Source organism: Sorangium sp. So ce145, assembly GCF_051525985.1.
In the GTDB taxonomy this organism is placed as follows: Bacteria; Myxococcota_A; Polyangia; order Polyangiales; family Polyangiaceae; genus Sorangium; species Sorangium cellulosum_B.
The window spans coordinates 12,470,274-12,494,637 of record NZ_CP150315.1 but is presented as its reverse complement, the minus strand read 5'-3'; the positions used below and the strand labels follow the sequence as shown (position 1 = coordinate 12,494,637).

At 67.7% G+C, this 24,364-nt stretch carries 14 protein-coding genes and 1 pseudogene; 8 read left to right on the top strand and 7 right to left on the bottom strand.

The features are described from left to right. Nucleotides 1-1,430 precede the first annotated feature (1,430 nt). Nucleotides 1,431-2,078 carry a hypothetical protein gene (locus tag WMF34_RS46550; protein WP_437991856.1) on the top strand — a complete coding sequence of 216 codons (648 nt, stop codon included), beginning with the start codon at nt 1,431-1,433 and terminating at the stop codon, nt 2,076-2,078. A 67-nt stretch (nt 2,079-2,145) separates the two neighbouring features. Here WMF34_RS46550 and WMF34_RS46545 read toward each other — a convergent pair whose 3' ends face one another. The 4 genes from WMF34_RS46545 to WMF34_RS46530 are packed head-to-tail and all read right to left on the bottom strand — an operon-like array spanning nt 2,146 to nt 7,224. Next, nucleotides 2,146-3,306: an XdhC family protein gene (locus tag WMF34_RS46545; protein ID WP_437991855.1), complete on the bottom strand. Its 1,161-nt coding sequence runs from the start codon at nt 3,304-3,306 to the stop codon at nt 2,146-2,148. Nucleotides 3,307-3,322: 16 nt separating this feature from the next. Continuing rightward, nucleotides 3,323-5,515, bottom strand: coding sequence for a xanthine dehydrogenase family protein molybdopterin-binding subunit (locus WMF34_RS46540; protein WP_437991854.1), 2,193 nt, complete (start codon nt 5,513-5,515; stop codon nt 3,323-3,325). Further along, a complete protein-coding gene (locus WMF34_RS46535; protein ID WP_437991853.1) occupies nt 5,512-6,516 on the bottom strand; it encodes an FAD binding domain-containing protein in 1,005 nt (334 codons plus the stop codon). Before WMF34_RS46535 ends, WMF34_RS46540 begins: the two co-directional genes overlap by 4 nt. A gap of 3 nt (nt 6,517-6,519) precedes the next feature. Continuing rightward, the gene (locus WMF34_RS46530) at nt 6,520-7,224 is read right to left on the bottom strand and encodes a (2Fe-2S)-binding protein (RefSeq protein ID WP_437991852.1); all 705 of its coding nucleotides are present in this window, start codon (nt 7,222-7,224) and stop codon (nt 6,520-6,522) included. Nucleotides 7,225-7,286: 62 nt separating this feature from the next. Between WMF34_RS46530 and WMF34_RS46525 the strand changes: the two genes are divergently transcribed. Beyond that, on the top strand, nt 7,287-8,315 hold the full coding sequence (locus tag WMF34_RS46525) for a LysR family transcriptional regulator (protein WP_437991851.1): 1,029 nt from the start codon (nt 7,287-7,289) through the stop codon (nt 8,313-8,315). Here the strand turns inward: WMF34_RS46525 and WMF34_RS46520 are convergent. After that, on the bottom strand, nt 8,257-8,400 hold the full coding sequence (locus WMF34_RS46520) for a cupin-like domain-containing protein (RefSeq protein ID WP_437991850.1): 144 nt from the start codon (nt 8,398-8,400) through the stop codon (nt 8,257-8,259). The two genes, WMF34_RS46525 and WMF34_RS46520, sit on opposite strands and share 59 nt — an antisense overlap. Before the next feature lie 142 nt (nt 8,401-8,542). On the opposite strand from WMF34_RS46520, the pseudogene WMF34_RS46515 reads away from it, so the two are divergent. Continuing rightward, nucleotides 8,543-8,785 (top strand): annotated as a pseudogene (locus WMF34_RS46515) (PP2C family protein-serine/threonine phosphatase); the annotation flags it as partial. Between the two features lie 17 nt (nt 8,786-8,802). On the opposite strand, the gene WMF34_RS46510 reads toward WMF34_RS46515, so the two are convergent. Further along, on the bottom strand, nt 8,803-10,167 hold the full coding sequence (locus WMF34_RS46510) for a hypothetical protein (RefSeq protein WP_437991849.1): 1,365 nt from the start codon (nt 10,165-10,167) through the stop codon (nt 8,803-8,805). 434 nt (nt 10,168-10,601) lie between these two features. Between WMF34_RS46510 and WMF34_RS46505 the strand changes: the two genes are divergently transcribed. The 3 genes from WMF34_RS46505 to WMF34_RS46495 all read left to right on the top strand — a co-directional run bounded on the left by WMF34_RS46505 (nt 10,602) and on the right by WMF34_RS46495 (nt 16,411). Next, on the top strand, nt 10,602-11,552 hold the full coding sequence (locus WMF34_RS46505) for a hypothetical protein (RefSeq protein ID WP_012241720.1): 951 nt from the start codon (nt 10,602-10,604) through the stop codon (nt 11,550-11,552). Between the two features lie 1,477 nt (nt 11,553-13,029). Beyond that, nucleotides 13,030-14,379, top strand: coding sequence for an NADP-specific glutamate dehydrogenase (gene gdhA, locus WMF34_RS46500; RefSeq protein WP_012241717.1), 1,350 nt, complete (start codon nt 13,030-13,032; stop codon nt 14,377-14,379). Nucleotides 14,380-15,208: 829 nt separating this feature from the next. Continuing rightward, nucleotides 15,209-16,411 carry a C39 family peptidase gene (locus WMF34_RS46495; protein ID WP_437991848.1) on the top strand — a complete coding sequence of 401 codons (1,203 nt, stop codon included), beginning with the start codon at nt 15,209-15,211 and terminating at the stop codon, nt 16,409-16,411. Between the two features lie 538 nt (nt 16,412-16,949). On the opposite strand, the gene WMF34_RS46490 is transcribed toward WMF34_RS46495, so the two are convergent. Next, entirely contained in the window at nt 16,950-17,822 is an 873-nt protein-coding gene (locus tag WMF34_RS46490; protein ID WP_012241714.1) for a fibro-slime domain-containing protein, read from the bottom strand. A 543-nt stretch (nt 17,823-18,365) separates the two neighbouring features. Between WMF34_RS46490 and WMF34_RS46485 the strand changes: the two genes are divergently transcribed. Together WMF34_RS46485 and WMF34_RS46480 are read left to right on the top strand one after the other, a co-directional pair. Then, nucleotides 18,366-19,115, top strand: a complete 750-nt coding sequence (locus WMF34_RS46485) for a glutathione S-transferase (RefSeq protein ID WP_437991847.1) — start codon at nt 18,366-18,368, stop codon at nt 19,113-19,115. A 968-nt stretch (nt 19,116-20,083) separates the two neighbouring features. Beyond that, a complete protein-coding gene (locus WMF34_RS46480; protein ID WP_437991846.1) occupies nt 20,084-24,319 on the top strand; it encodes a hypothetical protein in 4,236 nt (1,411 codons plus the stop codon). Nucleotides 24,320-24,364: the final 45 nt, after the last annotated feature.

Genomic DNA, 24,364 nt, shown 5'->3' with positions numbered 1-24,364 from the left:
CGAGCCGGCGTGCGCCGGGATCTTGCGCGCGAGCACGCTGATCGGGTCATCCGCGCTGCGCGCCGCGTAGTACATGCGCACGATGGTCTTGGGCGAGAGCCGGATCATCGAGCCCTTGGTCGGGTGTCGCCAGGACTTCGCGGCCAGCTCCGCGATTCGACTCGCGAGCCTGCTGCGCTACACTTCCTCGCGCTGCGATCCGGCTTCTTTTACCTACGCGCGGCTCCGCAGCGTGGTTGAGCCCACTGCTTGAGGCGCTTCTACCTGCTGGACGAGATGATCCGGCGGGTGGTGAGGCGGCACGTCGGGTGGGGCGATCCGGCGCGGTCGCGGCGCCCGCACGGTGCGGAAGACAAAAATCGTATACGGCGTAACCAGCCGATATCACTACACTTCATCGCGCTCCTCCCGACGCATGGGGGCGACGGGACAGAGGCATCGGGCTAGGTGCTGGGTATGTACCTGACCGACATGCCGATCGACTGGCTGCGTGGCCTTCCGAGAGACGTTCGCTTCGCCGTGGAGGGGCGATTGCGCATGCGCGGGCCCGTGTGGCTCTTTCAAAACACATCCACCGAGGACGACGAGAGCGTCGTCAAGGCGCTGCAAGCGGTGGACGCCGACGTCCAGGTCCTGGACATCGCCGAGGCGATCACGACGATCCTGGACCAGCCGCGGACTGGTCGACCGCGGAGCGGCTGCGGGCGCTGGCGAGCTCGGGGCCGTCGGTCCGCTGGCCGGGCGCGGAGCGGCCGCACAGGTCGAGGGCCACGTCGGGCGCTGGTGACTGGCTGTTCGTCCACCAGTTGGTTCACGAACAGCCAGGGGGAGAAGCGTTCCAGCAGCAGCAGACGCACTGGCGAAGGACTTCGCATCGTCACAGGCGCTATCCGATACGCCCTATTCCAGCCTGTCGCCCGACGATGCGGTGCCAAATCGGCTTAGGTAAGGTGTGCCTTGTGCATCAAATTGGCATACCCATACGTGGTCAGGATCATACGCGGTAGCACCTCCAATAGATACAGGTGGGGCCGCTTGCACACTCGGCAGCGCGTCGATGATCTCCTCGCTCCCCGCACGCCATCGAAAGGACCATCTCGTCATCTCGGAAGGTCTCGGGTGATGCGCGTTCCGACGTTCGATGATGCGGCCTCGCGTGTGGTGATACCAATCATTGAGCCGTTTGGCTACGTACAGATCCCCCGCGTGTGAAAAACCATGCATCGAGCTCAGATTTGGCATTGATCGCGTTGACAAAAAAAACTTTAACCGGAGAGAGCCATTCTTGCGATAGCTGTCGCAGGAGGAGCTCGTCAAAGCGCGATAGTAAGAGCCCATGGCCTGCCCGTCGGGGAAATAGTCCGGCATGGTAGCGCCCAAGGTTGGCCAACTGCGGGTGGAACATGCTCCCAGATGCACAGAACCGCGATATGGCGCCCATCTACGCGCGCGGCCGGACCGACATCGAGATACCGAACGTCACGATCAGCGGCACCCCGCTCTACGCCATGTTCTTCTGCGACGTCGAGAACCTCCGCCTCGGCCGCGTCGCGCTGCGCGTGTCGAGCGGCCTCGGCGTCCGCATCGACAACCACGGGCGCTCGGATCGCGTCAACAAGGTGAAGAACATCGAGATCGACCACGTCGACGCCGTGAACGCGGGCACGGGCACCGGCTACGCCGCGTTCCGCCTCGCCAACCGCGCGGGGCGCATCGGCGGCAGCTACCCCACCAACATCCGCGTCGGCCAGGTCATCGCCCGCGGCGGCGGGCGCGGGATCTTCTGCGTGTCCGAGAGCGGCGGCGTCACGATCGACCGCATCGACGTCGCCAATACGGGCAGCAACTCGATCTTGCTCGAGAACTGCCACGACGTGAACATCGCCGCCGAGTCCGGGACCGTCACCGGCGGCGGAGACGTCCGGCTCGCCGCGCGCACCGAGTTTGCGAACTCTTCGGACATCACCCTCCAGAACCTCACGATCACGAACACCGCGGTCAACGAGACCCCCTGCGCAACGAACAGCACCTTCCGCAACCTGACGCTCGTGAACTCGCGCGACAACACCTGCGACTGACCGCCGCGGACCGCGGAGCTGCCGTGCGCAGCTTCCCCGCCAGAGCCCCGTACGGGCCCGCCCCGCGTCACCGGACGGCCCCCGCCGCCAGCCGCTCGCCGGCAGGCTCCGTGGGCTGGTGAATCGAGCCGCCGGGGCGATCACGAAGCCTGCCCCCCTCGCGCCCCGACAGGCACGCTTGCGCCTCGGCGAGGATGGCGAGCGCGATCTCTTCCGGCGTCTCGCCCCCGAGATCGAGGCCGATGGGGCTGTGCAGACCGCTCGCGCACACGAAAGCAGGATTGCCGCTCTCGGCCAGGAGGCGCTCCGCGCGGCGCCGCGGCCCCAGCAACCCGAGGTAGGCGACAGGCACCGTGGCGAGCGCCCGCAGGAGCGCCCGGTCCTGCTCCACGCTGTGCGTCATGACCACGCACGCCGCTCCGGGCGGGATGGCGAGACCGGCGAGCGGATCCGCGCGGTCGGTCACGACGACCTCGTCGGCGGCGGGGAAGCGCTCCCGGCGGGCGACGTGGGCGCGAGCGTCCGCCACGGTCACGTGCCACCCGAGGTCCCTGGCGAGGCGCACGAGCGGGATCGCGTCGTGGCCGTCGCCGAACACGACGAGCGAGCGCGGCGGGCGCACCACCTCGAGGAAGACGTCGACCCGCGCGCGACCGCCCCCGAACGCCACCTGCTCGGAGACGCCTCGCTGCAGGCAGCCCGCGGCGCGCGCCGCGATGCTCCGCGCCAGCGCGGCGTCCGGCAAGAGGCCGCCGACGTGGCCGTCCGCGTCGACCGTCACACGGTCGCCGACGCGAGCCCGGGAGGGATCGACCGAGCCGATCACGGTCGCCAGCGCCCCCGCGCGCCGCTGCGTCACGCACGAGGCGAGGAAGCGGATCGGCTCGACCGGCTCCTCCTCGTGGCGCAACCGCTCGAGCAGCACGTGAACGACGCCCTCGCAGCCCAGACCATACGGGAGCTCGCCGTCTTCCTCTTCGCGCGTGCTGTAGCGGACCAGCGCGGGGCGCCCGTTGCCGGTCAGCCACCACGCCTTGCGCGCCACCTCGCCTTCCAGGCAGCCGCCGCTCACCGAGCCGACGCGGCGCCCGTCCTCGACAAGCAGCATGCGCGTGCCGGGGCGCCTGTACGCTGAGCCCTCCACGCGCACGACCGTCGCCAGCACCGCGTCCCTGCCGTCGCGAACGGCCTCCGACCACAGGGAGATGACGGCTCGTGCTTCGTTCATGGGTCCCCTCCTCGCGTCACAGCACGTCCTCGATCCGGACCGGCAAATGACGGACGCGGCGACCGGTCGCATGATGGATGGCATTGACGATCGCGGGCGCCACACCGACGAGGACCACCTCGCCAAGCCCCTTGACGCCCAGGCTGTTGAGGACGGGATCCGGCTCGTCGATGAACTCCGCTTCGATCGTTCCGATGTCCGCGTTCACGGCGATCACGTACTCGGCGAGGTCGGCGTTCAGGAAGCCGCCGTACCGGGTGTCCACCTCGCTCACCTCGCGCAGGGCGGCGCTGATCCCCCAGACCACGCCGCCGATGACCTGGCTGCGCGCCGTGCGGGGGCTGATGACCCGGCCGCAGTCCACGACGCTCACGACGCGCGGTACCCGGATGCGCCGGGTGCGCGGCTCGATGTGCACCTCGACGAACTGGGCGCAATAGCTCATCGAGATGAACTCGGGATCGGCCGGGCCGACGGCCGAGGGGAGCCCCTGGGCGACACGGTCGAAGATCGCCTCGGGCTGGCCGGGCGCGCGGTGACGCGCCTCGACGTCGACGTGCGACCTGCGGGCGTCGCGCAAGATCTGCGGGAACGTGCGGCCAGCTGGCCCGTCGCCCGCGAGCCGCTCCAGCGCCTGCGCCATGTTCAAGGCCGCCTGGCGCACCGCGGGCAGGGCGGTGGCCGCCCCCCATGAGCCCGCGGTGAGGTGCTGGGGCACGACGCCGGTGTTCCCGACAAGGACGTTCACCGCGCCGGCCGTGACGCCGAGCTCCGCCGCGACCGTGGCAGCGATGGCGGTGCGGATGCCCTGGCCCATCTCGTGTCCGCCGACGCTCACGAAGATCTCGCCCGCGTCGGTCACGCGCAGCAGCGCGACGGCGGGCGCGGTCGACGCCTTGTACGCCCCGATCGCGACGCCCCAGCCGACGAGCGTGCCGTCGGGGAGGCGCATCGAGCCCGGCTCCTGCGTCCTCCTCGCCCAGCCGAACCGCTCGGCGCCCCGCTCGAGGCACGCAACGAGGTGCCGTGAAGAGAAAGGTCGGCCGGTCAGCGGGTCCGCCGCCGCGTCGTTGGCGACGCGGAGCGCGACCGGATCGCGCCCGAGCGCGTACGCCAGCTCGTCGACGGCGGTCTCGAAGGCACACGCGGCGATGTGCTCGAAGGGGGCGCGCTGGAAGCCCGGAGTCTGGATGTCGTTGCGGACGAGGCGCTCGTGGCCGCGGAAATTCGGAATGCCGTACAGGCGTGCTGACAGGTCCGCGTAAATCAGCGGGAATAGATCGTGGCGCGAGGTCTGGTGGTCGACCTCGTGCACGGCGGCCACCAAGGTCCCCGACGCGTCGGCCCCCAGCCGCACCGTGTGGCGGCTGGCGGGGCGGAAGCTGGCGTTGTTGAAGATCTGCGCTCTCGGCAGCACCAGCTTCACCGGCCGGCCGAGCGCGCGCGCCGCCAGCGCGACCAGCGCCGTGTGCCCCTGCATCGCGGCCTTTTGACCGAAGCCGCCGCCCACCGTGGGCGAGAGCACCCTGATCCTGTCCGGAGGCAGCCCGAGCACCCGGGCCAGCCCGTGTCTGACCGCCTCGGCGGACTGCGTCGGCTCGCGGACGGTGAGCGTCTCCCCGGACCACTCGGCCACCGTGGCGAGCAGCTCCATCGGGTTGTGGTGCTGAGGGGGTCCGTGGAACGTCGCCTCCACGCGCGTCGCGGCCGTCGACAGGGCACCTTCCGCGTCGCCGACGACCCTGTCCGCGAAGGCGGGCTGCGGCAACGGAGACTCCGCCTGCGCGATGATCTCCGCGCCGGGCGCGTCCAGCGTCACGCTGATGGCGTCCTCCTCGTACGTGGCGCGGACCAGCGCCGCGCCCTCCCTCGCCGCCTCGAGCGTGTCGGCCACCACGAGCGCGATCGGCTGGCCGCGGTAGGCGATCGCCGCGCCCAGGAGCGGCTGCAGGCTCTGAAAGCCGTAGCCGCCGCCCATCACGAACCCGGGTGATTGCAGGCCCGCCGTGTCCCGGTGGGTCAGGATCAGCCGCACGCCGCGGACGGCGCGGGCAGCGTCCGTATCGATGCTCACGATGCGGCCGCGGCCGATCGTCGCCACCGCGAGCATGGCGTGCGCGAGCCCGGGGGCGACATGATCGGCGGCATACCGGGCCGCGCCGCACACCTTCTCACGCGCGTCGACCCTGGGGATATCCGGATTGCTCATGGCTGCTCTGCCCTCTCTCGTGCGATCATCAGGGCGTCCGTGACCGTCCGCGCCCCCAGCTCGACCTTGAACGCGCTGTGGAGGCCCGGCCTCGCCGCCGCGAACGCGGCCTGGCCAGCGCGCTGCGCGACCTCCTCGGTGAACGGCTGACCGGTCAACACCTCTTCGGCCTCCGTCGACCGCCAGGGCCGGGTCGCGACGCCGCCCAGGGCGACCCGCGCTTCAGCGACCACGCCAGCGCTCAGCCGGACAGCGACGGCCGCCGACGCGAGCGCGAACGCGTACGACGCGCGGTCGCGTATCTTGTGGTACGTCGACGCCCGGCCCGCCTCGGACCTCGGCACGCGAATGCGCAAGATCAGCTCGTCGGCGGCCAGCGTCGTCTCGACGTCCGGCGTGGCGCCCGGCTCCTTGTGCAGATCCCGGACGGGGATCGAGCGCTCGCCTCGCGGGCTCAGCGTGTCCACCACCGCGTCGAACGCCGCGAGGGCCACGCCCCAGTCCCCCGGATACACCGCGGCGCACGCGTCGCTCGCGCCGAGGAGCGCGCTCCCGCGATCCAGGCCGTCGAGCGCCGCGCACCCGCTGCCGGGCCGCCGCTTGTTGCAGGCAAACACCTCTCCCCCGCGGAAATAGGCGCAGCGGGTCCGCTGCAGCAGGTTTGCGCCCACCCGCGCCATGTTGCGGAGCTGCTGCGAGGCGGCCTTCCACAGCGCCTCCGACAGCGCCGGGTAATCCTCTCGCAGCCGGCGGTCGGCGGCCACGTCGCTCATCCGGGCCAGCGCCCCGAAGACGAGCTCGTCGGGACCGGCGGTGTCGAAATGCGCGAGCGCGTCGAGGCGGGTGATGTCGATGATCGTGAGCGGCGCCTCCACCCCCAGCTTCATGAGATCGTGGAGCGTCGTCCCCCCCGCCAGGAACCGGGCCTCGGGGCCGCCGTCGGCGATGGCCGCGACGGCCTCGGCGGGCGTCGAGGGGCGCAGGTAGGTGAAGCTTCGCATGGCTCAGGTCCCCTCCATCTCCGGCGCTGCTTGCAGGATCGCGGCGACGATGCCGGGATAGGCGCCGCACCGGCACAGGTTGCCGCTCATGTACTCCCGTATCTGGTCCACCGACCCCGTGTTGCCCTCGCGAACGCAGGCCACCCCGGCCATGATCTGGCCCGGGGTGCAGTATCCGCACTGCAGGGCGTCGTGATCGATGAAGGCCTGCTGCATCGGGTGCAGCGGCCCGTCCTCCGGCGACAGCCCCTCGATCGTCGTGATCTCCCGGCCGTCGGCCTGCACGGCGAGGGTGAGGCAGGAGGCGACGCGACGCCCGTCGACGTGCACGGTGCACGCCCCGCACTGGCCGTGATCGCAACCCTTCTTGGCACCTGTCAACTGGAGCTGCTCGCGGAGCACATCCAGGAGCGACGAGCGCAGGTCGATGCCGAGCTCGACGCTCGCGCCGTTGACGATGAGCCGGAGCGTCGCATCCGCGTTCGTCGCGTCCGTCGAGGGGCGGTCGGGGGGCTCGCAGCCGACCCCGTGGAGCGACAGCCCGCTGACCGCGGCCGTCGCCACGGCGATGGAACCCGCGGTGAACTGGCGCCGCGTGAGGAGGAGGGCGGCGGCCGTCGGCCCGGCGCCGAGGCCCGGTTCGCCGGCGGCCTCCTGCCTGGCCTGCGCTCCGACGACAGGCAATGATCGACGTCTCTTGTCGTGCATGGCGTGTCGTCACCATGCTCCCGTGCGCCTCGACGAACCAGCGAATAGGATGGATACGGCATATGAACACCGGTTATGGGAGAGACCTCGACCTCAACCTGCTGCGCGTGTTCGCGGTGGTCGCGGACACGGGCAGCGTCACCGCGGCGGCGAGCCGGCTTTACCTGACGCAGCCGGCCGTCAGCGCGGCGCTGCGCAGGCTGACCGCCACCATCGGCGCTCCGCTGTTCGTGCGGCGCGGGCGAGGCCTCGAGCTCACCGGCCGGGGCAAGCGGCTGCACGCGGCGCTCGTGCCCCACCTCCGGGCGATCGTGGACGCCGCGCTCAGCGAGCCGCAGTGGAGCCCGGCGGCCAGCGACCGCACGCTGCGCCTCGGCCTGTCCGACGTCGCAGAGCTCTGGCTCCTGCCCGCGCTGCTCCGCGTCCTCGCGCGCGAGGCGCCGCGGATGAGCGTTGTCGCCGTGCCTGTGCAGTTCCGCACGGTCGCGTCGGCGCTCGCGGGCGGCCTCGACGCCGCCGTCACCGTCGCCGACGAGCTCCCCGCGACCGTGCGCCGCCAGCCGCTGTTCTGCGGCGGCTTCGTGTGCCTGTTCGACCCGCGCCGCACGCGCCTCCGGCGCACGCTGACAGCGGACGAGTACTTCGCGCTCGACCACGTGATCGTCAGCTACAACGGCGACCTGCGCGGCATCGTCGAGGACGTCGTGCAGCGCTCGCGTACCGTCCGCTGCTCGGTCTCGACGTTCGCGAGCCTCGGCGCGTTGCTCGACGGCAGCGGCCTCGTCGCCACCGTCCCCTCCTCGTCGCCGCGCACCTCCGCGAGACCCGGAGGCACCTCGCCACGCGCCCGCTGCCGTTCGAGCTCGAGGGCACGCCGACAGAGCTCCTGTGGCCGTCGAGCGCCGACGACGACGCGGCGTGCCGGTTCGTGCGCGACAAGATCGTCGACATCTCGCGACTTACCATCAGCAAGCTGGCTTCGGCCAGTTGACCCGCGCGCGGTCGTGTCATGGCGGGCCGCGCGTCCGGGCGCTACACGACGTTGCCCGGGCGGTACCAGTCGAAGTTGTTGTGGAACGGGAAGCTGTTGATCCCCAGGCTGATGCTCGCGTCGAGCACCCGGACATGGTGCCACCAGCCGACAGGGATGAAGAGCGCGTCACCCGGCTCGAGCACGACGTCCTTCACGAGCGGCGAGGAAGATGGGCGAGCCGACGATCACCGAGAGGACCTCTCTGGCCTGTCCTGCGACGAGCGCCTCGTCGCGCACGGCGCGTTCACGATCGTGACCGGGCGAGAGGCGATACGCGAGATCCTGGATCGCGGGATCGTCCTGGAGGACGGCGACGTGCTCGTGCTCTACAGCGACGGGGTGACCGAGGCGCGCAACGCGCACCAGGAGCGGTACGGCCTGGAGCGGCTCTGCGCCGCGATCGAGGCGGTCCAGGCGGCGCCCGTGGACGCGATCCGCGACCGGATCCTGGAGCAGGTCGAGGGCTGGTGCCCGAGCCTGGACGACGACATCACGATCCTCGTGGCGAGGTACCGCGCGCCCAGGTAGCCGGGCGCGCGGCGCGCTCAGGGGCAGGTCGGCGGGGGCTCGGGGCAGTCGAGGTCCTCGTCCGGCGGCGTCGACACGGCGCAGCCGGTGAGGTCCTCGAACGTGTTGGTGTCGGCGAAGTCGGGCGCGCTCGGGCCGCGCCAGCCGCGGTGGACGCCGTGCCCGGTGATGTGCGCGAACGTCGTGTGCTGGATGAACTGAGACGGCGGAGGCGTGGTGAGGATGACGCCCCCCTCGTGGATCCCGGGCTCGTTGCAGGTGAGCAGGATGGAGTGTGTCTCGGAGCCCGCGTACTCGATGCGGGCGTGCTCGATCCGGTTCTCCGGCTGGAAGACGCTGCCGAACCAGATCCCCATCCAGTCGCCGGCCGCGGGCGATTCCTCGGCCGAGGTGAAGACGATCGGTTTGTCCGGCGTGCCCACCGCGTGGAGGACGCCAGTCGCGGGGTCCTCGGTGGAGAACAGCTCGACGGAGAGCGACGCGCCGCGGACGAAGCGGAGGACGACGCCCGGCTCGATGGTCAGCTTCGCGACCGAGCCGTCGAGGGTGCCGCCGACGATCAGGGTCGCGCCCTCGCTGCTGCCGATGATGTAGGGCACGCCGCGGTCGCGGACGGTCGCGTCGGTCTGGATGCCCGAGGCCGCGCGGCCAGCGCCCTCGTCGATAACCCGGATCTCGTCCCTGGCATTGCCGGTATACTGGCCGGTCGGGATCGAGTCGAGCGCGTGCTCCGAGACCACCAGCGGGTACGCCGGCTGCTCCAGGCCCGAGCCGGTGACGACGAGATCGGTCGAGCCGTCGGCGAAGCCGGCCATGCGGTTGACCTCGACGCCGTGCGAGCTCGAGTCCTTGATCGTGACGTGGTCGACGAGCACCGGTTTCTTCACGGGCATCGTCATGTCGCCGTGGATCACGAGGCTCGCTTCACCGTCCGGGGAGTCGCCGCTCGCGCCCTCGATGGTCACGTGGCGCAGCGTCGCCGTGCCCGGCGCCTGGACGAGGACGCCGACCCAGCGCGCGCCGTCCTTGCCGGCGAGGCGGATCGGGCGCTCCTCGGTGCCCTCGGCGATCAGCGCGCCTTCCTGCCCTTCGCCGATGTACGCGACGCCGATCCCGGCGTTCTCCGCGAATTGCACCTCGGCGCAGGGCTCGACGGTGAGCCTCGCAGCCTCGGTGATCTCGACGAAGCTCTCGACGATGTGGGGGCTGCCCTCGGCGGTCCAGGTCTCGTCGTCGGCGATCCGATCGCCGCTGTGGACCGTGGGGCCGCGCGGGGCCGGGCACGCGCCGGCGGGCGCGCCGTCCGGCAGCTCCGCGGGGTCGCATGCCGCGAGGGCCAGGGTGACGAGGGCGAGGGAGGCGGGGAGGACGAGAGTGTTCATCAAGGCGCGCTCGGGTGCCTGAGAGCGGTGTGCTCGCTGGCGGGCGCCTAGAAGACGCGGGCGCCATCGGGGCTGTCAACGTCGATTGGCACTGAGCGTGTGGCGCTATTCGCAAGGCCATGTTTTCCTGGTTCGGCGCGGGATGGGTGGCGTGTCACGACGCGCGCGGATGCATGGGATTGCAGCGCCAGCCTGCGGTGATGGATCTTCGCGATGCCCTCTCGATGCACGGCCACGGAAGGCGGGCTGTCCTGTCCAGCGTCGTGCGACCTGCCCCCGAGATCTCTCACGATCTACGCGCGCCTTCGCTGACTGGACTGTCGCGGTGGACATGGATCCGCTCTCGCTCCTGTGCCGCCCGCACGCTCGCGGCATCGGGCGCACTTGGTCTCATGTCGTTCGCTGTCGCCTGTGGCCCTGTGGGAGATCCGGCCGTGGACGATCTCGAATCCGCGCCCGTCGCTCATGGCCTGAGCATCGTCGACATGGATGAGGCGGCCGGGAAGCTCGTCCTGAAGTTCGAGAACGACGGCCGCACGATCACATATGATATGCGCCTCGGCCCGAAGATGGAGACGCCTCCGACGCCCGAGGAGCTCGCTGCGAACCCCGAGCTCCCGACCTACCAGATCGACGCGCAGGTCCTCGACGCGAACGGGCAGCCGTTCAGGATGCAGATGGGCGGCGATGCCTTCATCGACGCGAGCTGGGCGATGCCGCGCGTCGAGGGCTTCGACGAGGCGGGTCGGCTCGCGGACATCCGGCTCATGCGCGACGCGGTCCCCGCGTTCCGCGCGCTGGAGCTGCCAGAGGGCCTCGCAGAGCTGCGGCTCGCGGGCATCGAGATCGGCCTCGGCGTCGACGGCCTCTCCGAGAAGCCGGGCGCCGAGATGCCCGCGAACGAAGCACCGGTGATCGGCGGGGGCGCCCTCACTCCGCAGGGGCTCGAGTTCGGCGGGAGCGCGGTCGTGAACTGGGATTACCAGATCCGGAACAAGGCTGTTGCGCTCGGCCTCGGCGACCACACCGCGGTCCTGCTCCGCGGCTGGTCGTCGTCGACCAACGTCGTCTTCACCGCGGCCAGCTGCAATCACGGCGCCTGCGCCGGCGCGTCCTCCATGAACACGCACTGCACGATGAGCGGGTTCCGGACCGACGACGGCACACACACGCGCTATTTCTACTCCGAACCCTCGGGCTCGACGAGCCAGGTGAGCGGCGGTTGCTCGACGGAATACGCCTGGGACAGCGGCAATAACCAGCACAACTGCAATGACGACGCCGAGCTCCAGCGGGACGCGATCTACAATGATTCGTGGCAGTCCACCACGGCGGGCCCCTGCAGCACGCGGGGATTCCACAACCGGTCGCCCGGCTGCCACTGAGCCGTATGAGCTGTAGCCGAGGCAGCGACGGCCCGCCTCGCGCGGGGCGGGCCGTTCACCTCCGCTCGTCCGGCGTGGTAGTGCCGAGCTGCCCGGCCCCCGTGGAGGAGGGCTCGCGCTTGCGGATTTCACCCCATCGTGATCACCGAGATCAGCGCATCGTGATCGCTCGGATCAGCGCATCATGATCACCCCGATCACCATCGTGATCAGCGGGATCACGGTCATGATCGCGCGGATCGCCGCTCGTGATCGCGCTGGTGCATCCTGCGCGGCCCACGAGGCTGAGGCGTAGCGGCGCTGGACGTCGGGTCCACCCACCCGGGCCTCAGAGGAGGGTCCCAGGTGGGGACGGAGCGACTGTCCATGCACAAAACGCGAGAGATTGGGCGCCGCGGTGCAGGGAGATCTGCGGCTCGACGCCGCCCCTTGTTGGAGCCGCCGCCCTCTCGAGCGCCAGCACGGCGGCCGCGGAGGGTCATCATCGCGGCCCCCGAGCATCGAGATACCCATCCTCGTGTTCGAGCATCCGTGCTGAGCCGCAATATGTCATGACGGTCCGTTGCGATCCACGGTGACCTGCTGCGCTCTGCTGCAACCGCGGAACCGCGGAACCGCGAGCCAAAACGTGCTTCTTGATTGACGCGAAGTCGTGGTCTGCGCGAGGATGTCCGGCTAATCTCCCCGGAGGTTCGCGGTAAACCACGCCCGACCTCGCATCGTGTACATCATTCGTGAGTATGGGGACTCCTGCCCGCAGCCTCATGCGCGACGTGGCCCGGACCGGCTCACGGAATCTATTGTCACGGAGGACTTTTGAATGAGCACCATGACGAAGGTCTTGAAGCCTGCGTGTGCTGGAGCGGCGAGCCTCCTCGTGGCCGGCTGCGGCGTCGACGCCGGCGCGTCCCAGCGGACGACCGACCGGCGATAGCTGCTCTCGGCACCGGCCGCAGGCGACGTGACCCTGGTCTGGCGAGCCGATCTCACCGTCCCGGTCACGGACATACCGTCTGGCGCTGCCGCCCTCCTCCTGCTGGACGTCACCGACGGGACGAGCAGGAAGAGTCGCCTTCAGGGCTTCGCGCGCAGCGGGCAGCGGAGCCCCCGCCTCGCAGCGCAGCCTCGTTGGCGCATCTTGCGATGAGGCCGTGCGGGGCGGTTTCGCCGAAGCAGAGCTCGAAGGTCGCCGCGGCTTGGGCCGTCGCCGCCCCCTTCCTCTCTCGCCTGAGCGCCGTAAGCTCGGACACTAGTGCTCTCAACAATGCTCGACGCCATGCGATGTCAAGGGCGAACCCGCCACGCCCGCGTCAGGTGACAGAAGTTCCCTTTGCGGTCCGCCTCCCTCCTGAAATTACACTGCATTAACAATTTAACACCGACACTACCCCGGTGGGCGGGCTGCAAACTCCGAACAACCGGGGCGATGGCGACGACGACTGGACCGCGCGCCGCGCCGGTGTATACCCCCCTCGACATGGTGCATTTGGACGAGAAAGTTGAGTCACTCTTCGAGCAGATCGTTCGCCGCAACCCCGGCGAATCGGAGTTCCACCAGGCGGTCCGTGAGGTCCTCGAGTCCCTCGGCCCGGTGCTCTCCAAGCATCCCGAGCTGACGCGGCACAAGATCATCGAGCGCATCTGTGAGCCCGAGCGCCAGGTGATCTTCCGCGTGCCGTGGGTCGACGACCGCGGCGAGGTGCAGCTGAACCGCGGCTTCCGTGTGCAGGTGAACAGCGCGCTCGGTCCCTACAAGGGCGGCCTCCGCTTCCACCCGACGGTCTACCTCGGGACCATCAAGTTCCTCGGCTTCGAGCAGGTCTTCAAGAACGCGCTCACCGGGATGCCGATCGGCGGCGGCAAGGGCGGCGCGGACTTCGACCCCAAGGGGAAGTCCGAAGGCGAGATCATGCGCTTCTGCCAGAGCTTCATGACCGAGCTCCACCGCCACCTCGGCGAGCACACCGACGTGCCGGCGGGCGACATCGGCGTGGGCGAGCGCGAGCTCGGGTACATGTTCGGGCAGTACAAGCGCCTCACGAACCGCTACGAGTCGGGCGTGCTCACCGGCAAGGGCCTCGCGTGGGGCGGCTCGCTGGTGCGCAAGGAGGCGACCGGCTATGGCGCCGTCTACTTCGTCGCCGACATGCTGCGGGTGCGCGGCGAAAAGCTCACGGACAAGACGTGCGTGGTGTCGGGCTCGGGCAACGTCGCGCTCTACGCGAGCCAGAAGCTGGAGCAGCTCGGGGCCCACGTCGTTGCGTGCTCGGACTCGAGCGGCTACGTGCACGACCCCGACGGCATCGATCTCGCGTTGCTCAAGCAGGTGAAGGAGGTCGAACGCGCTCGCATCAGCGAGTACGCGGCGCGGCGCGGCCGGCGCTCGCGCTTCGTGCCGGGCGGCAATGTCTGGGAGGTGCCGTGCCAGATCGCCCTCCCCTGCGCGACGCAGAACGAGCTGAACGCGCGCGACGCGGCGACGCTGGTGAAAAACGGATGCCGCGCCGTCGCCGAGGGCGCGAACATGCCCACCACGCCCGACGGCGTGCGCGTCTTCCTCGAGTCCGGGGTGGCGTTCGGCCCCGGCAAGGCGGCGAACGCCGGCGGCGTGGCGACCTCGGCGCTCGAGATGCAGCAGAACGCGAGCCGCGACTCGTGGTCGTTCGAGCACACCGAAAAGCGGCTCGCCGAGATCATGACGAACATCCATCGCACGTGCTACGACACGGCGGAGGAGCTCGGCGTGTCGGGCAACTATGTGGTGGGCGCGAACGTCGCGGGGTTCCTGCGGGTCGCGCGCGCCATGATCGCGCTCGGCGTGATCTGACGGCGAGCCGCGAGGGAAAGAAGACCGCGCACGAGGCGGCCAGCTGGGATTCACCACCACCTGGTACTGACATCCCGTCGACTGCACGCTCGGATCGATGCCCTCCCGCGTGGCGCAGGGGCAGGCTCTCTGTGACTCCTGGTGCGCGCGGCGGCCGAGCGCTCCTCGGCGCGCGGGCGGGCGAGCGTCGGGGCGGACCTGCGTCCGCCGCGGGCGCCGGCGCCGCCCGGACCACGCTCTTTCGACCCAGAGGACCGAGCCATCACGACGCTCGCGGTCCCACGCTTTAGGTTTGCTGCGCTACACTTCCTCGCGCTGCGATCCGGCTTCTTTTACCTACGCGCCTCCGGCTTCTTCTACCTACGCGCCTGGTTTCCTTGACAACGCGGGATGCCCGCAAGGTACGCTATCTATTGGCGATGCGTTGTAGCAACGCGACTGGATGAGTTCGGAGCTCAGGCGCTCCGCGCTGAGGCGACGGTCAGGGGCCCTGGGGGCTGATGACGCCGAGCGGGCCGCGGTCCATGATGTAGGCGCAGGTCATCGTGGTCCGCATATCCTGGTGACCGAGCAGTGTCTGATTCGTTCGGTTGATACCCGCCTCGATCAAGTGGGTGAGAAGCCGTGATGCAGGGTCGCGTATGTCGCACGCTGGCGAGCCCCCACGCGCGTCCAGCGTCGAGCGCAGCCCTTCGCACTGCTGATTCGTGCAGGTGGTAGGGGATGTGTCGGCTGGTCGCTGAGTCGGGTCAAGGGCAAGAGGCGGGGAAGAAGTATTACCTGCGCATAGGGCTTCGATGGAGGTCAGCAAATAGCAAGGAGCACAAACATGAAGGGTACGGTTATTACGGCCGGTAGCAACAAGTGGTTGTCGCTGGGGCTCTTGTTGATGAATTCGCTAACTGGTTGCCTCGACGCTGCTCCCGATGAGAGCATCGGCTCAGTCGATGGTGCCCTGTCGCTAGAGCCGACCGGCGATCCCGCGGGCTACGGAGCTATCGTCGGGGTCAGCGGAAATCCTGACGGCATCCTCAAGTGCCTCAAGTCCGATCGAGGACCGTGGAACTCGACCGAGGGCGGATTGATAGAATTCTACGTGGACGGCGAGTTCTTCACCAGTGTAGAGTACGCTCCGCAGCCGAAGCAGGGCGGCACGCTCTATGAGGTTTTGGCCAACAAGAGCGTATTCACCATGGTTCAAGGCGGGAAGCACACGGCGCAGTGCATCGCATACCCTTATGAAGACGGGCTACTTGGCAGCCCGAGCCTCGGATTCGAGAGCTGTGGTGCGTATGCCTGCGCTCGGAGCAAGGTATGGGGCTTCCGGGTGATGGACGTCAGCAAAAAGCCAGGTTATTGCAAGGATGGCTTTCCGGGCAAGGGGAATGGTGTCCGAGATAATATCGCCGAGAACTGCGGCTCTCGGCCTTCCACGGTCTACGAAAAAATCCTTGATGTGCCGCACTACTCTCAAGATCAGCCTTGCTGGTGTAGCGTGACGATCGTGGAAATGTGGTCAGATTACCTCAATGGCAGCGAATGGCGCGCATCGCATCAGAGTGATCTGGCGGCTGAGTACGGCATTCCGTCTACAAGGTGTCCCAATACTGGCGACGGAATGAACGTTCACGAATTGGCGGCTGCCGTGGAGGCAGAGACGTCGCACTGGATGAAGCGGGACAAGACCGCAAGCGAGGAGGCGTTCGCTAGAACGATAGTTGAACAGGTCAACGACGGAAAACCGGTGGCCGTGGTCGGCTACACTCGATACAAGCACAAGGACCACGCTGCGAATCAGCACTGGTATCTGGTTCGTGGGTTCAGGAACACCACCGAAAAGTTTAGCGCCTCCTTGTCGAATATTGACTGTTTCTACGTTCATGACAGTGTGCACGGCTCGGACATCGACTATATTTATTCAACATCGCCAGATGTGTGTGTCGGCACTGAGCAATTCTTTGACGAGTTTCTTTCGAAGTCCAACGGGCAGTACTATCTGGTGAGGGAAAAGAATGGAATTTTTGATAATTAGCTCCAGGCCATGACGCCGGGCCTTGACGGCGTGGCCTCCGGCGCGGCCGGCGCGTCGACGAGCGAGGCTTCGAGAGGCTCTCGGCCGCGTCGCTCGTGGCGGCTACGTGGCGGTGCCGCGGCGGAAGTCGTCGAAGCGGTCGGCGTAGTGGTCGAGGATGACCAGGCCCTGCACGCGGATGCGCTTCTGCAGCACCGCCGACATCGTCTTCGGCACGGGGCACGAAAAGGTTTAAGAAGGAGTGCGCGGATCGCAGTTCGTCGAGCAGCGGGCAGAGGTGGGCCTCCGGCACGCGCGGGCGGCACGCCGAGGGACGAGGCCGAGAGGCTCACGCCGCGTTGAACGATGCGTCTCTGGCCCTCGCGATGGGCGGCGGCTCGATCGGGATGCCCAGATGGCTCAAGATCGCCATAATGGCCTCGCGCTCGAAGATATCGGCGACGACGCTCGCGGTCCCACCCTTTAGGTTTGCTGCGCTACATTTCCTCCCGAAGGGCGCTGTGGGCTCAGGTCGCGCCGGGTCAGCGGGCGACCTAGCTCAGTTGACGACCGGGGTGAAGCAACCGATCGACGTGTCGATGCGGAAGTTCGACTCGGTCGTGTGGCGCTCGGCGAAGAAGAAGTCGAGCGTGTAGCTGTTGCCCGGCGTGATGCCGAACTCCTCAGCGCGCGCGTCGAGGTCGATGGTCGCGCTCTCCGGCCTGTGAACACCGCCCAGATCGATCGCGAGGTGGCCGTTGATGAAGGTGAAGAGGTCGTCGTCGCCCGAGAAGGTGAACACCTCGCCGCCCTCGTATTCAAACTTGGTGCGGAGCTCGAGCGTGAAGTGGTAGTTGTGGCTCCGGTCCTCGTTGCCAAACCCCATGTCGTCGATCGGGAAGAAGTCGGAGCTGTCGTACGTGGACGTGCCATTCCCGCTGTCGGCGAGCGGGATCGATATCTGGACGGCGGTGTTCACGTCGGGCACGTCGCGGAACCACTGATCGAAGGCCTCCTTGCCGGTCGTGGTCCGCGTGCCCTCGCTGCCGCCCGCATACACCGGCTTGCCGTCCGCGCCGAGCTGAGCCTCCACGAGGCCCCGGTCGCTCCCGAACCGGCCCGCCTCGAAATCAGGGTGCGTGTCCTTGAAGTCGCGGGCGATCGCGATGAGATCGCTGCCGCAGGGGTCGTCGCCCGAGCTCGGGTTACCGCTTGAGCTACCCCCGATTTCGCCGAAAGAAGGATCTTGCCCGAAGTCGCCGCCGCTCGCCGTCCCGGAGCCGCCGCTCGCCGTCCCGGAGCCGCCGCTCGCCGTCCCGGCGCCGTAGGAGGTAGCGTCACCAGCGTCGCTGGCCCCTCCTGCACACGCGGTCGCCGCCACGAGGGTCACGCACGCCGACACCGCCACCACCATCCGCCGATAAGCCATCATGTCTCGCCCCTTTTCCCGACCGCCAGAAGCCATCGAACCCGCACGGGACGACGTCGGAGGCCCCACGTCGCCAGCGTCCTTCCCGGTGGGCAGCGGTGGGTCGAACGGGTCAAAAATTCTTCGACAAAAAAGCTCGGCGTCCCCGGCCGCAACCCCGGAGACCTTCTGCATCAGACCTTCTGCATCAGGAGCAGAAAGTTCGAGCGGCGTGCGCTCGAACCCCTCGGTGAGGAAGATGCCGGACGAGCCGCGGGCCACCGTACTGGAAAAGCACCGTTGTGCACCACAAGGCGCTCGGTGACGCCGTAGAGCGTCTCGCGTCGCGCGTCCCGGGCCAGACCAACGCCCGGACGGACACGTGTGCCCACGGCTAGGTTTGCTGCACTACACTTCCTCGCGCTGCGATACGGCTTCTTTTACCTACGCGCGGGACGTGCCGACACCCTGAGCGCTCGCACCGGCTCGCGTGCCCGCGCGGGGCCCGGCGGACCGCTCGGCGGCGCGCCCATTGACCCCGGCCCGTGCCGGCGCGAGCTATCCATCATGAACGCGCCAACGTACGAGCTGTACTACTGGCCTGGCATTCAGGGCCGCGGCGAATTCGTGCGCCTCGCGCTCGAGGACGCCGGCGCTCCTTATGTCGATGTCGCCCGCCTGCCCGCGGCGAAGCACGGCGGCGTCGCCGCCATGCAGAAGCTCATGAAGAGCCACGCGCTCGCGCTCGAGCCCTTCGCGCCGCCGTTTCTCCGCTCCGGCGATCTCGTGATCGCCCAGGTGGCCAACATCCTCTTCTACCTCGGCCCGCGCCTCGGCCTCGCGCCGGACGACGAGGCGAGCAGGCTCGGCGCCCATCAGCTCCAGCTCACCATCACCGATCTGGTCGCCGAGGTGCACGACACGCACCACCCCATCTCTGTCGAGCTCTATTACGAGGACCAGAAGCCCGAGGCCCTCCGCCGCAGCCAGGCCTTCCTCGCCGAGCGCATGCCCAAGTTCCTCGGCTATTTCGAGCGCGTCCTCGAGCGCCACGGCGGCCGTCACGTCCTGGGAGGCGCGATGTCCTACGTGGATCTCTCGTTGTTCCAGGTGATCGCGGGCCTCCGCTACGCGTTCCCGCACGCCATGGCCGCCTTCGCGCCCAGGATCCCCGGGCTCGTCGCCCTGCACGACCGCGTGGCCGAGCGCCCGCGGATCGCGGCCTACCTGGCCTCGGATCGGCGGATACCCTTCAACGAAGACGGCATCTTCCGGCACTATCCGGAGCTCGATCCGGCGCCGTCGAAGAGGCGGTGAATCCGCCCGACGCGATCTCGAGCTTCGTGCGGGTCGCGCTCGCGCAGGGAGCGCTCGCGACGATGAGGAGGCGGCGCGGATCGTTCACGAGGCGCTCGGTCGGCTGCTCGGCCTGGTGCCAGCACCGGAGGGGAGAGAAAGGTCGCGCCGACGGTAGCAGGCCGCATTGACGAGGCGCCCGGACAGGAGAGGTGCGGAGATCCGCGGAGACCGAACCGTCCTGTCCTTGGCCGGCACTGTCGGAGATGGCGGCCGAGGTGGCACAGGACCGGAGCAGGCGAGAACCAGCACCAGCCGGCCGAAAACGAGCCAGGCGATGAGCGGATAGCTCGCGCAAAGCCATTCCGACCGGTCAAGAATTGGCCGCCAACGACCAGCAGCCGACATAACGCACAAGAAGTACGGATCCACTGATCCGCCTACAAAAGCCAACAGATCCAACGAGCTCACTCTGCCGCGCAAACCTGTCTATACTACGCTGGCGCCGGAGATGGGCGTTGGGCGTGGGGAGTGCGCTCGATCACGGCAGCCTCGTTGTCGGCAAGTGGGGCATGCTAGCCGAACTCGTAGGACCGATTCCCTAGCTGTAACCTGTACGGTACATGGACAGCACTACGTACAGCGCGCACCCCACACCTGTCCGGGCGCTCACTCGCGATACGCGCCGACATTGATCGACAACGTCCGCATCCAGCGATGAATCTGCACGCGAGATTTGCCCATGTCGCGCGCCACGCGCATTGTGGGGGTTGCGTTACGTATGCGGGAGATGTTACGGGTGGGCTTGCGTCATTCTGAATTTTCCGTCGATGAGCAGCCCCGAATGCCTCTCCTGGAGCTCTTGGGCGGTAAAGCAGCAATCACGGCGACTCCTGCCTGACTGCGACAGGCACCGGACTTGTCGTGCGCCGGCCCCCCACGGGGGACCACCCCTTGGGCCTTCACCTTTTCACTCGTAACAGGAGCCAATGAGAACCAGACACACGGTCGCACTGCCCCTCTTGTGCCTCGGTGTCATCATCGCTGCCAGTTGCAGCGATACGGCGCCCCCGCCCATCGGCCCCCCGCCCGACGAAACGCTGCCGGCGGGAACGAACATCTCAGGAGGCGACACGACAGAAGCCCTCGACGCCATCGCCGCCAACTGGCAGCCCTCGCTCGACCCCGATTACAACAACCTGACCCCACGGCCGGGTGTCGAACCCGCGACGAAGGCGCAAACGGACGACGTAACCGTCACGGCCACCGAGCTCGTCTTTCCCGGAGCGACGCACCCGGAAGTTCTCACCTGGAAGCCCGGGCGCATCGTCGTCGCGGGGCCGGGTGCAGGCGCAGGGAAAAACCCCTTGGGCTTTGCTCGGCGCGTCGTGAGCGTCGCCGAGCAGGGAGCGAACATCGTCGTCACGACGGAAATCCCCGTCCTTCAAGAGCTCTTCGAGGGCGACGTGCAGATGACGTTCGACCCCGCCAAAGCTCAGGCAGTCGACTTGACCAAGCTCGACCTGGAGTGGGCCGCCGAGAATCTGTACGCCAATGTCGACTTTTCCAGCGAAAGCCCCGGAGTTCTCACCGACAGCTTCCCCCTCGAGGCAGGCGACGTCGGTGAGGACGGCATGTCGCTGCCTCCGGCAATGCCTGGCGATCCGGCCTTCGGTTGGCTCGCCAAAGCCGCGAAGAAGGGCGTCAGCGCCGTCGGGGGCGCCATTGGCGGAGCGGCGAAGGCCATCGCGAGCGCGTCGAACACCGTTTGGCAAACCGTGACAGCGAAGAGCTTCGACGGCAGCGTTCCGCTGGACAAGGAAATCAGCAAGTCGGTCTCACAAGACTTCCTCGACCTCGACTACAAGAAAACCATCAACCCCTCGGGCAAGTTGCCGCTGGAGCTAGGCATCAAGGGCAACGCAATCGTCACCGGCACGCTGGCCTTCAACCCGAAAGTGCAGGTCGGCTTCACCGTTCCGGGGCTGGGCTCCATCGGAGGGGACAAGCCGTTTGCCTTGTGGATCAACGCCGACAGTTACCTGCGCGCATCGGAGAAGATCGACCTCGCGTTCAAGGCTACCATCGAGTCGGCCGGAGGCAAGTCGGGGGTCGACCTGGAAAACCTCTTCAAGGAAGCGCCCACGACCCGGGCCGAAGTCGAAACGCACACCAAAGAATTCTTCCTGGGCCATCCGGATCTCAAGCCGGGCACGGCTTGGACGAAGACGATCTTCATCTCCAAGCCAATGACACAAACGGTCGCGGCCGGCCCCGTGCCGGTGGTCTTCACCGAGACGTTCCAGCTCGACCTCGAGTGCGGCCTCCAAGCGCAGGCGAACATCACCGCGGTGCTCGAAACAGAGCAATCGCTGACGTTCAAATACTCGGCACGCTATGAGAATGGAGCCGTCACGAGCTCGAAGCCGGACGTCAAAGTAGGCAACAGGTTCAACATTCAAGTGCTCGCCGGTGGCTCGCTTGTCGCCACGTGCGGGCTCATTCCCCGCATCAATGCGTTCATTTATGACACCGTTGGGTTGAACGCGGGACTCCGGGCGTCGATCATCGGGCGAGCATCGTATACGACTTCCTGCGAAAACGCCGCGACGACCTGGAAGCCCGAAGGGGAAGTGAAGCTCGGCCTTTCGGCCGGCCTCGGCCTCAAGGTCGGAGCGCGCGGACAGGTCCCGGGCTCGAGCTTCCTTGGCACATCCGGAACCGCGCTTGGGGCGACGTGGTATCCGCCCGAGCTCTTCACAAAAGAATTTCCGTTGGTTGAAGACAAGTGGAGCGTACTGGGGCTCGGTTACTGCACGCCCACGTGCACCAACGCGGCGCAGGACGCCCTCGAAACCGACGCCGATTGCGGCGGAGGTCAATGCAATGGCTGTGCGGAAGGCAAAGGGTGCTCGAAGAACAGCGATTGCGCGGTCGGTTTCTGCGCGGCCGGGAAGTGCTCGAATACGGATCATTGCCAGGATGGGATCATCGACGGGGACGAGACCGCCACGGATTGCGGCGGAGCGCTCTGTGACAAGTGCCCCCTTGGGCGGGCGTGCTTGACGCCGAGCGATTGCAAGAGCGGCTTCTGCAAAGCGTTGCCGGGAAGCGGCTCCAGCCTTGGATTCTGCGTGGCCGATCCCTGCGAGGACAACACGAAGAACAACGGTGAATGCGGGGCCGATTGCGGCGGCAGCTGCAATGCCTGCGCGCTGGGCGCGTATTGCAACATCGACGCGGAGTGCGCGACCGGCGCCAGCAACGGCTATCGATGCGTCGATGAGACGTGCAAGGACCTGAAGCTCTCGCCTGGCGAGTCGGACATCGATTGCGGTGCCGCCTGCTTCATCGGCTGCGCACAGGGTCAGAGGTGCTTTCAGGACGCTGATTGCGCCGATGGAAGTTGCATTGCGGGCATCTGCGAGAACCAGTGGCTCTCGAGCTGTGCGGAGCGCCGAGCAGCGGATCCGGCGGCCGACGACGGCGAGTACACGCTCTACGTCGGCGGCGATCCTCAAAAGCCCTGGACGGCAACTTGCCATGACATGACGGGCACGCCCAGGACCTACCTCTCGCTCGTCAACACGACGAACGCGAACTATTCGCAATACACCGCCGGCGGGGCTTCTCCCGGGACCGACGTGCGGACGAGCTTCACGAAGGTGCGGATCGATCCGGCGACGCTCCAGGTGGATCCCAACGACCTGACGTTCTCCACATCGACCGGCAGTTTGGACCACGGCGATGCAATCCTCACTTCCGTACCCTATGGGTCCGCTGTCGACTGCTTGGCCCAGGGGAGCAGCTCCGGCGTCGGAAACGTCGATCTCACAGGGGTTCCCTTCGTCGTCGCCCCCGACCAGTTTACCGTGGCTGGCTTCATGCCGAGCGGCAATACCACGTATGGTGCAGGTGGGCGCACGGTGCACCTCACGGGCGGCGGCCATTGCGGCTGGAATACGGTCACAGGCGGCAACCCGATCGAGGTCGTCCCGCCGCTCCAGCTCGTGTATGCGCTCGTCGTCCCCGCCACGTCGTTCAAAGACGCCCAATACTGGAGTAGCAGCCTGAGCGACGCCGAAGGGTGGGGCGCCAGCGAGGCCCGTTATGGATCCATTCAATACGCCGACGTGAACGGCGACAATCGTGACGACGTCTGCGTGCGCGACGTGGACGGGATTCACTGCGCGCTTTCCACGGGCACCGCATTTGACGCGCTCTCGCACTGGTCAAACGATTACACCGACCCGGGGTGGACCCCAGACGCACATTGGAAGACCATCCGCTTCCCCGACCTCAACGGCGACGGCAAGGCGGACGTCTGCGGGCGCGGCGGTGACGGAATCATCTGTGGCCTATCGACAGGCGCTGCGTTTGCCGCGACGAGCTGGTGGACGACCGATTTCAGCAATCCCAACGGCTGGAGCCACGGTCCCGAGTATTATGGGACAATCCAGTTCCCCGACCTCAACGGCGATGGCAAGGCTGACATCTGTGGGCGCCATGAGCTTGGGATGCGCTGCGCGCTCTCCACGGGCACCGAATTTGGCGCGTCGTCTTTCTGGTCAGACGATTACAGCGACGCGGCGGGGTGGACCTCGGACATACACTGGAAGACCATCCGCTTCCCCGACCTCAACGGCGACGGCAAGGCGGACGTCTGCGGGCGCGGCGGTGACGGAATCATCTGTGGCCTGTCGACAGGGGCTGCGTTTGCCGCGACGAACTGGTGGACGACCGATTTCAGCAACAGCAAGGGCTGGAGCCACGGTCCCGAGTATTATGGGACAATCCAGTTCCCCGACCTCAACGGCGATGGCAAGGCTGACATCTGCGGGCGCGAAGAGTTTGGGATTCGCTGCGCGCTCTCCACGGGCACCGCATTTGGCGCGTCATCCATCTGGGTCAATGCCTATGCGGACGCCGGCAACTGGAGCTCGCAGCCCTATTACTGGGCGACAATCCGCTTCCCGGACATCAATGGCGACGGCAAAGCCGACGTGTGCGGTCGGGGAGCGAATCAGGTGCTCTGCGCGGTGTCCTCGGGAACGGCATTCACCAGCACAAGCGACTGGGACCTGAACTACACCGACTCGAACGCCTGGAACGCGAACGCATCGCGCTGGTCGACGATCCGCTTCCCCGACATCAATGGCGACGGCAGCTCCGACATCTGCGGCCGCAATGTAGGCGGCCTGTTCTGCGGCCTCGCGCTCCCCTGACGCTGCCCCATCCCCCTCCGACGCTCCCCCTGAACAGGCGTTCCT

Excerpts from the sequence above, each read along its gene's own strand:
- WMF34_RS46525 (WP_437991851.1), top strand. The coding sequence starts at position 7,287 with ATGAACACCGGTTATGGGAGAGACCTCGACCTCAACCTGCTGCGCGTG.
- WMF34_RS46480 (WP_437991846.1), top strand. The coding sequence starts at position 20,084 with ATGAGAACCAGACACACGGTCGCACTGCCCCTCTTGTGCCTCGGTGTC.
- WMF34_RS46490 (WP_012241714.1), bottom strand. The coding sequence starts at position 17,822 with ATGATGGCTTATCGGCGGATGGTGGTGGCGGTGTCGGCGTGCGTGACC.
- WMF34_RS46530 (WP_437991852.1), bottom strand. The coding sequence starts at position 7,224 with ATGCACGACAAGAGACGTCGATCATTGCCTGTCGTCGGAGCGCAGGCC.
- WMF34_RS46550 (WP_437991856.1), top strand. The coding sequence starts at position 1,431 with ATGGCGCCCATCTACGCGCGCGGCCGGACCGACATCGAGATACCGAAC.
- WMF34_RS46535 (WP_437991853.1), bottom strand. The coding sequence starts at position 6,516 with ATGCGAAGCTTCACCTACCTGCGCCCCTCGACGCCCGCCGAGGCCGTC.
- WMF34_RS46485 (WP_437991847.1), top strand. The coding sequence starts at position 18,366 with ATGAACGCGCCAACGTACGAGCTGTACTACTGGCCTGGCATTCAGGGC.
- WMF34_RS46545 (WP_437991855.1), bottom strand. The coding sequence starts at position 3,306 with ATGAACGAAGCACGAGCCGTCATCTCCCTGTGGTCGGAGGCCGTTCGC.
- WMF34_RS46540 (WP_437991854.1), bottom strand. The coding sequence starts at position 5,515 with ATGAGCAATCCGGATATCCCCAGGGTCGACGCGCGTGAGAAGGTGTGC.
- WMF34_RS46495 (WP_437991848.1), top strand. The coding sequence starts at position 15,209 with ATGAAGGGTACGGTTATTACGGCCGGTAGCAACAAGTGGTTGTCGCTG.
- gdhA (WP_012241717.1), top strand. The coding sequence starts at position 13,030 with ATGGTGCATTTGGACGAGAAAGTTGAGTCACTCTTCGAGCAGATCGTT.
- WMF34_RS46510 (WP_437991849.1), bottom strand. The coding sequence starts at position 10,167 with ATGAACACTCTCGTCCTCCCCGCCTCCCTCGCCCTCGTCACCCTGGCC.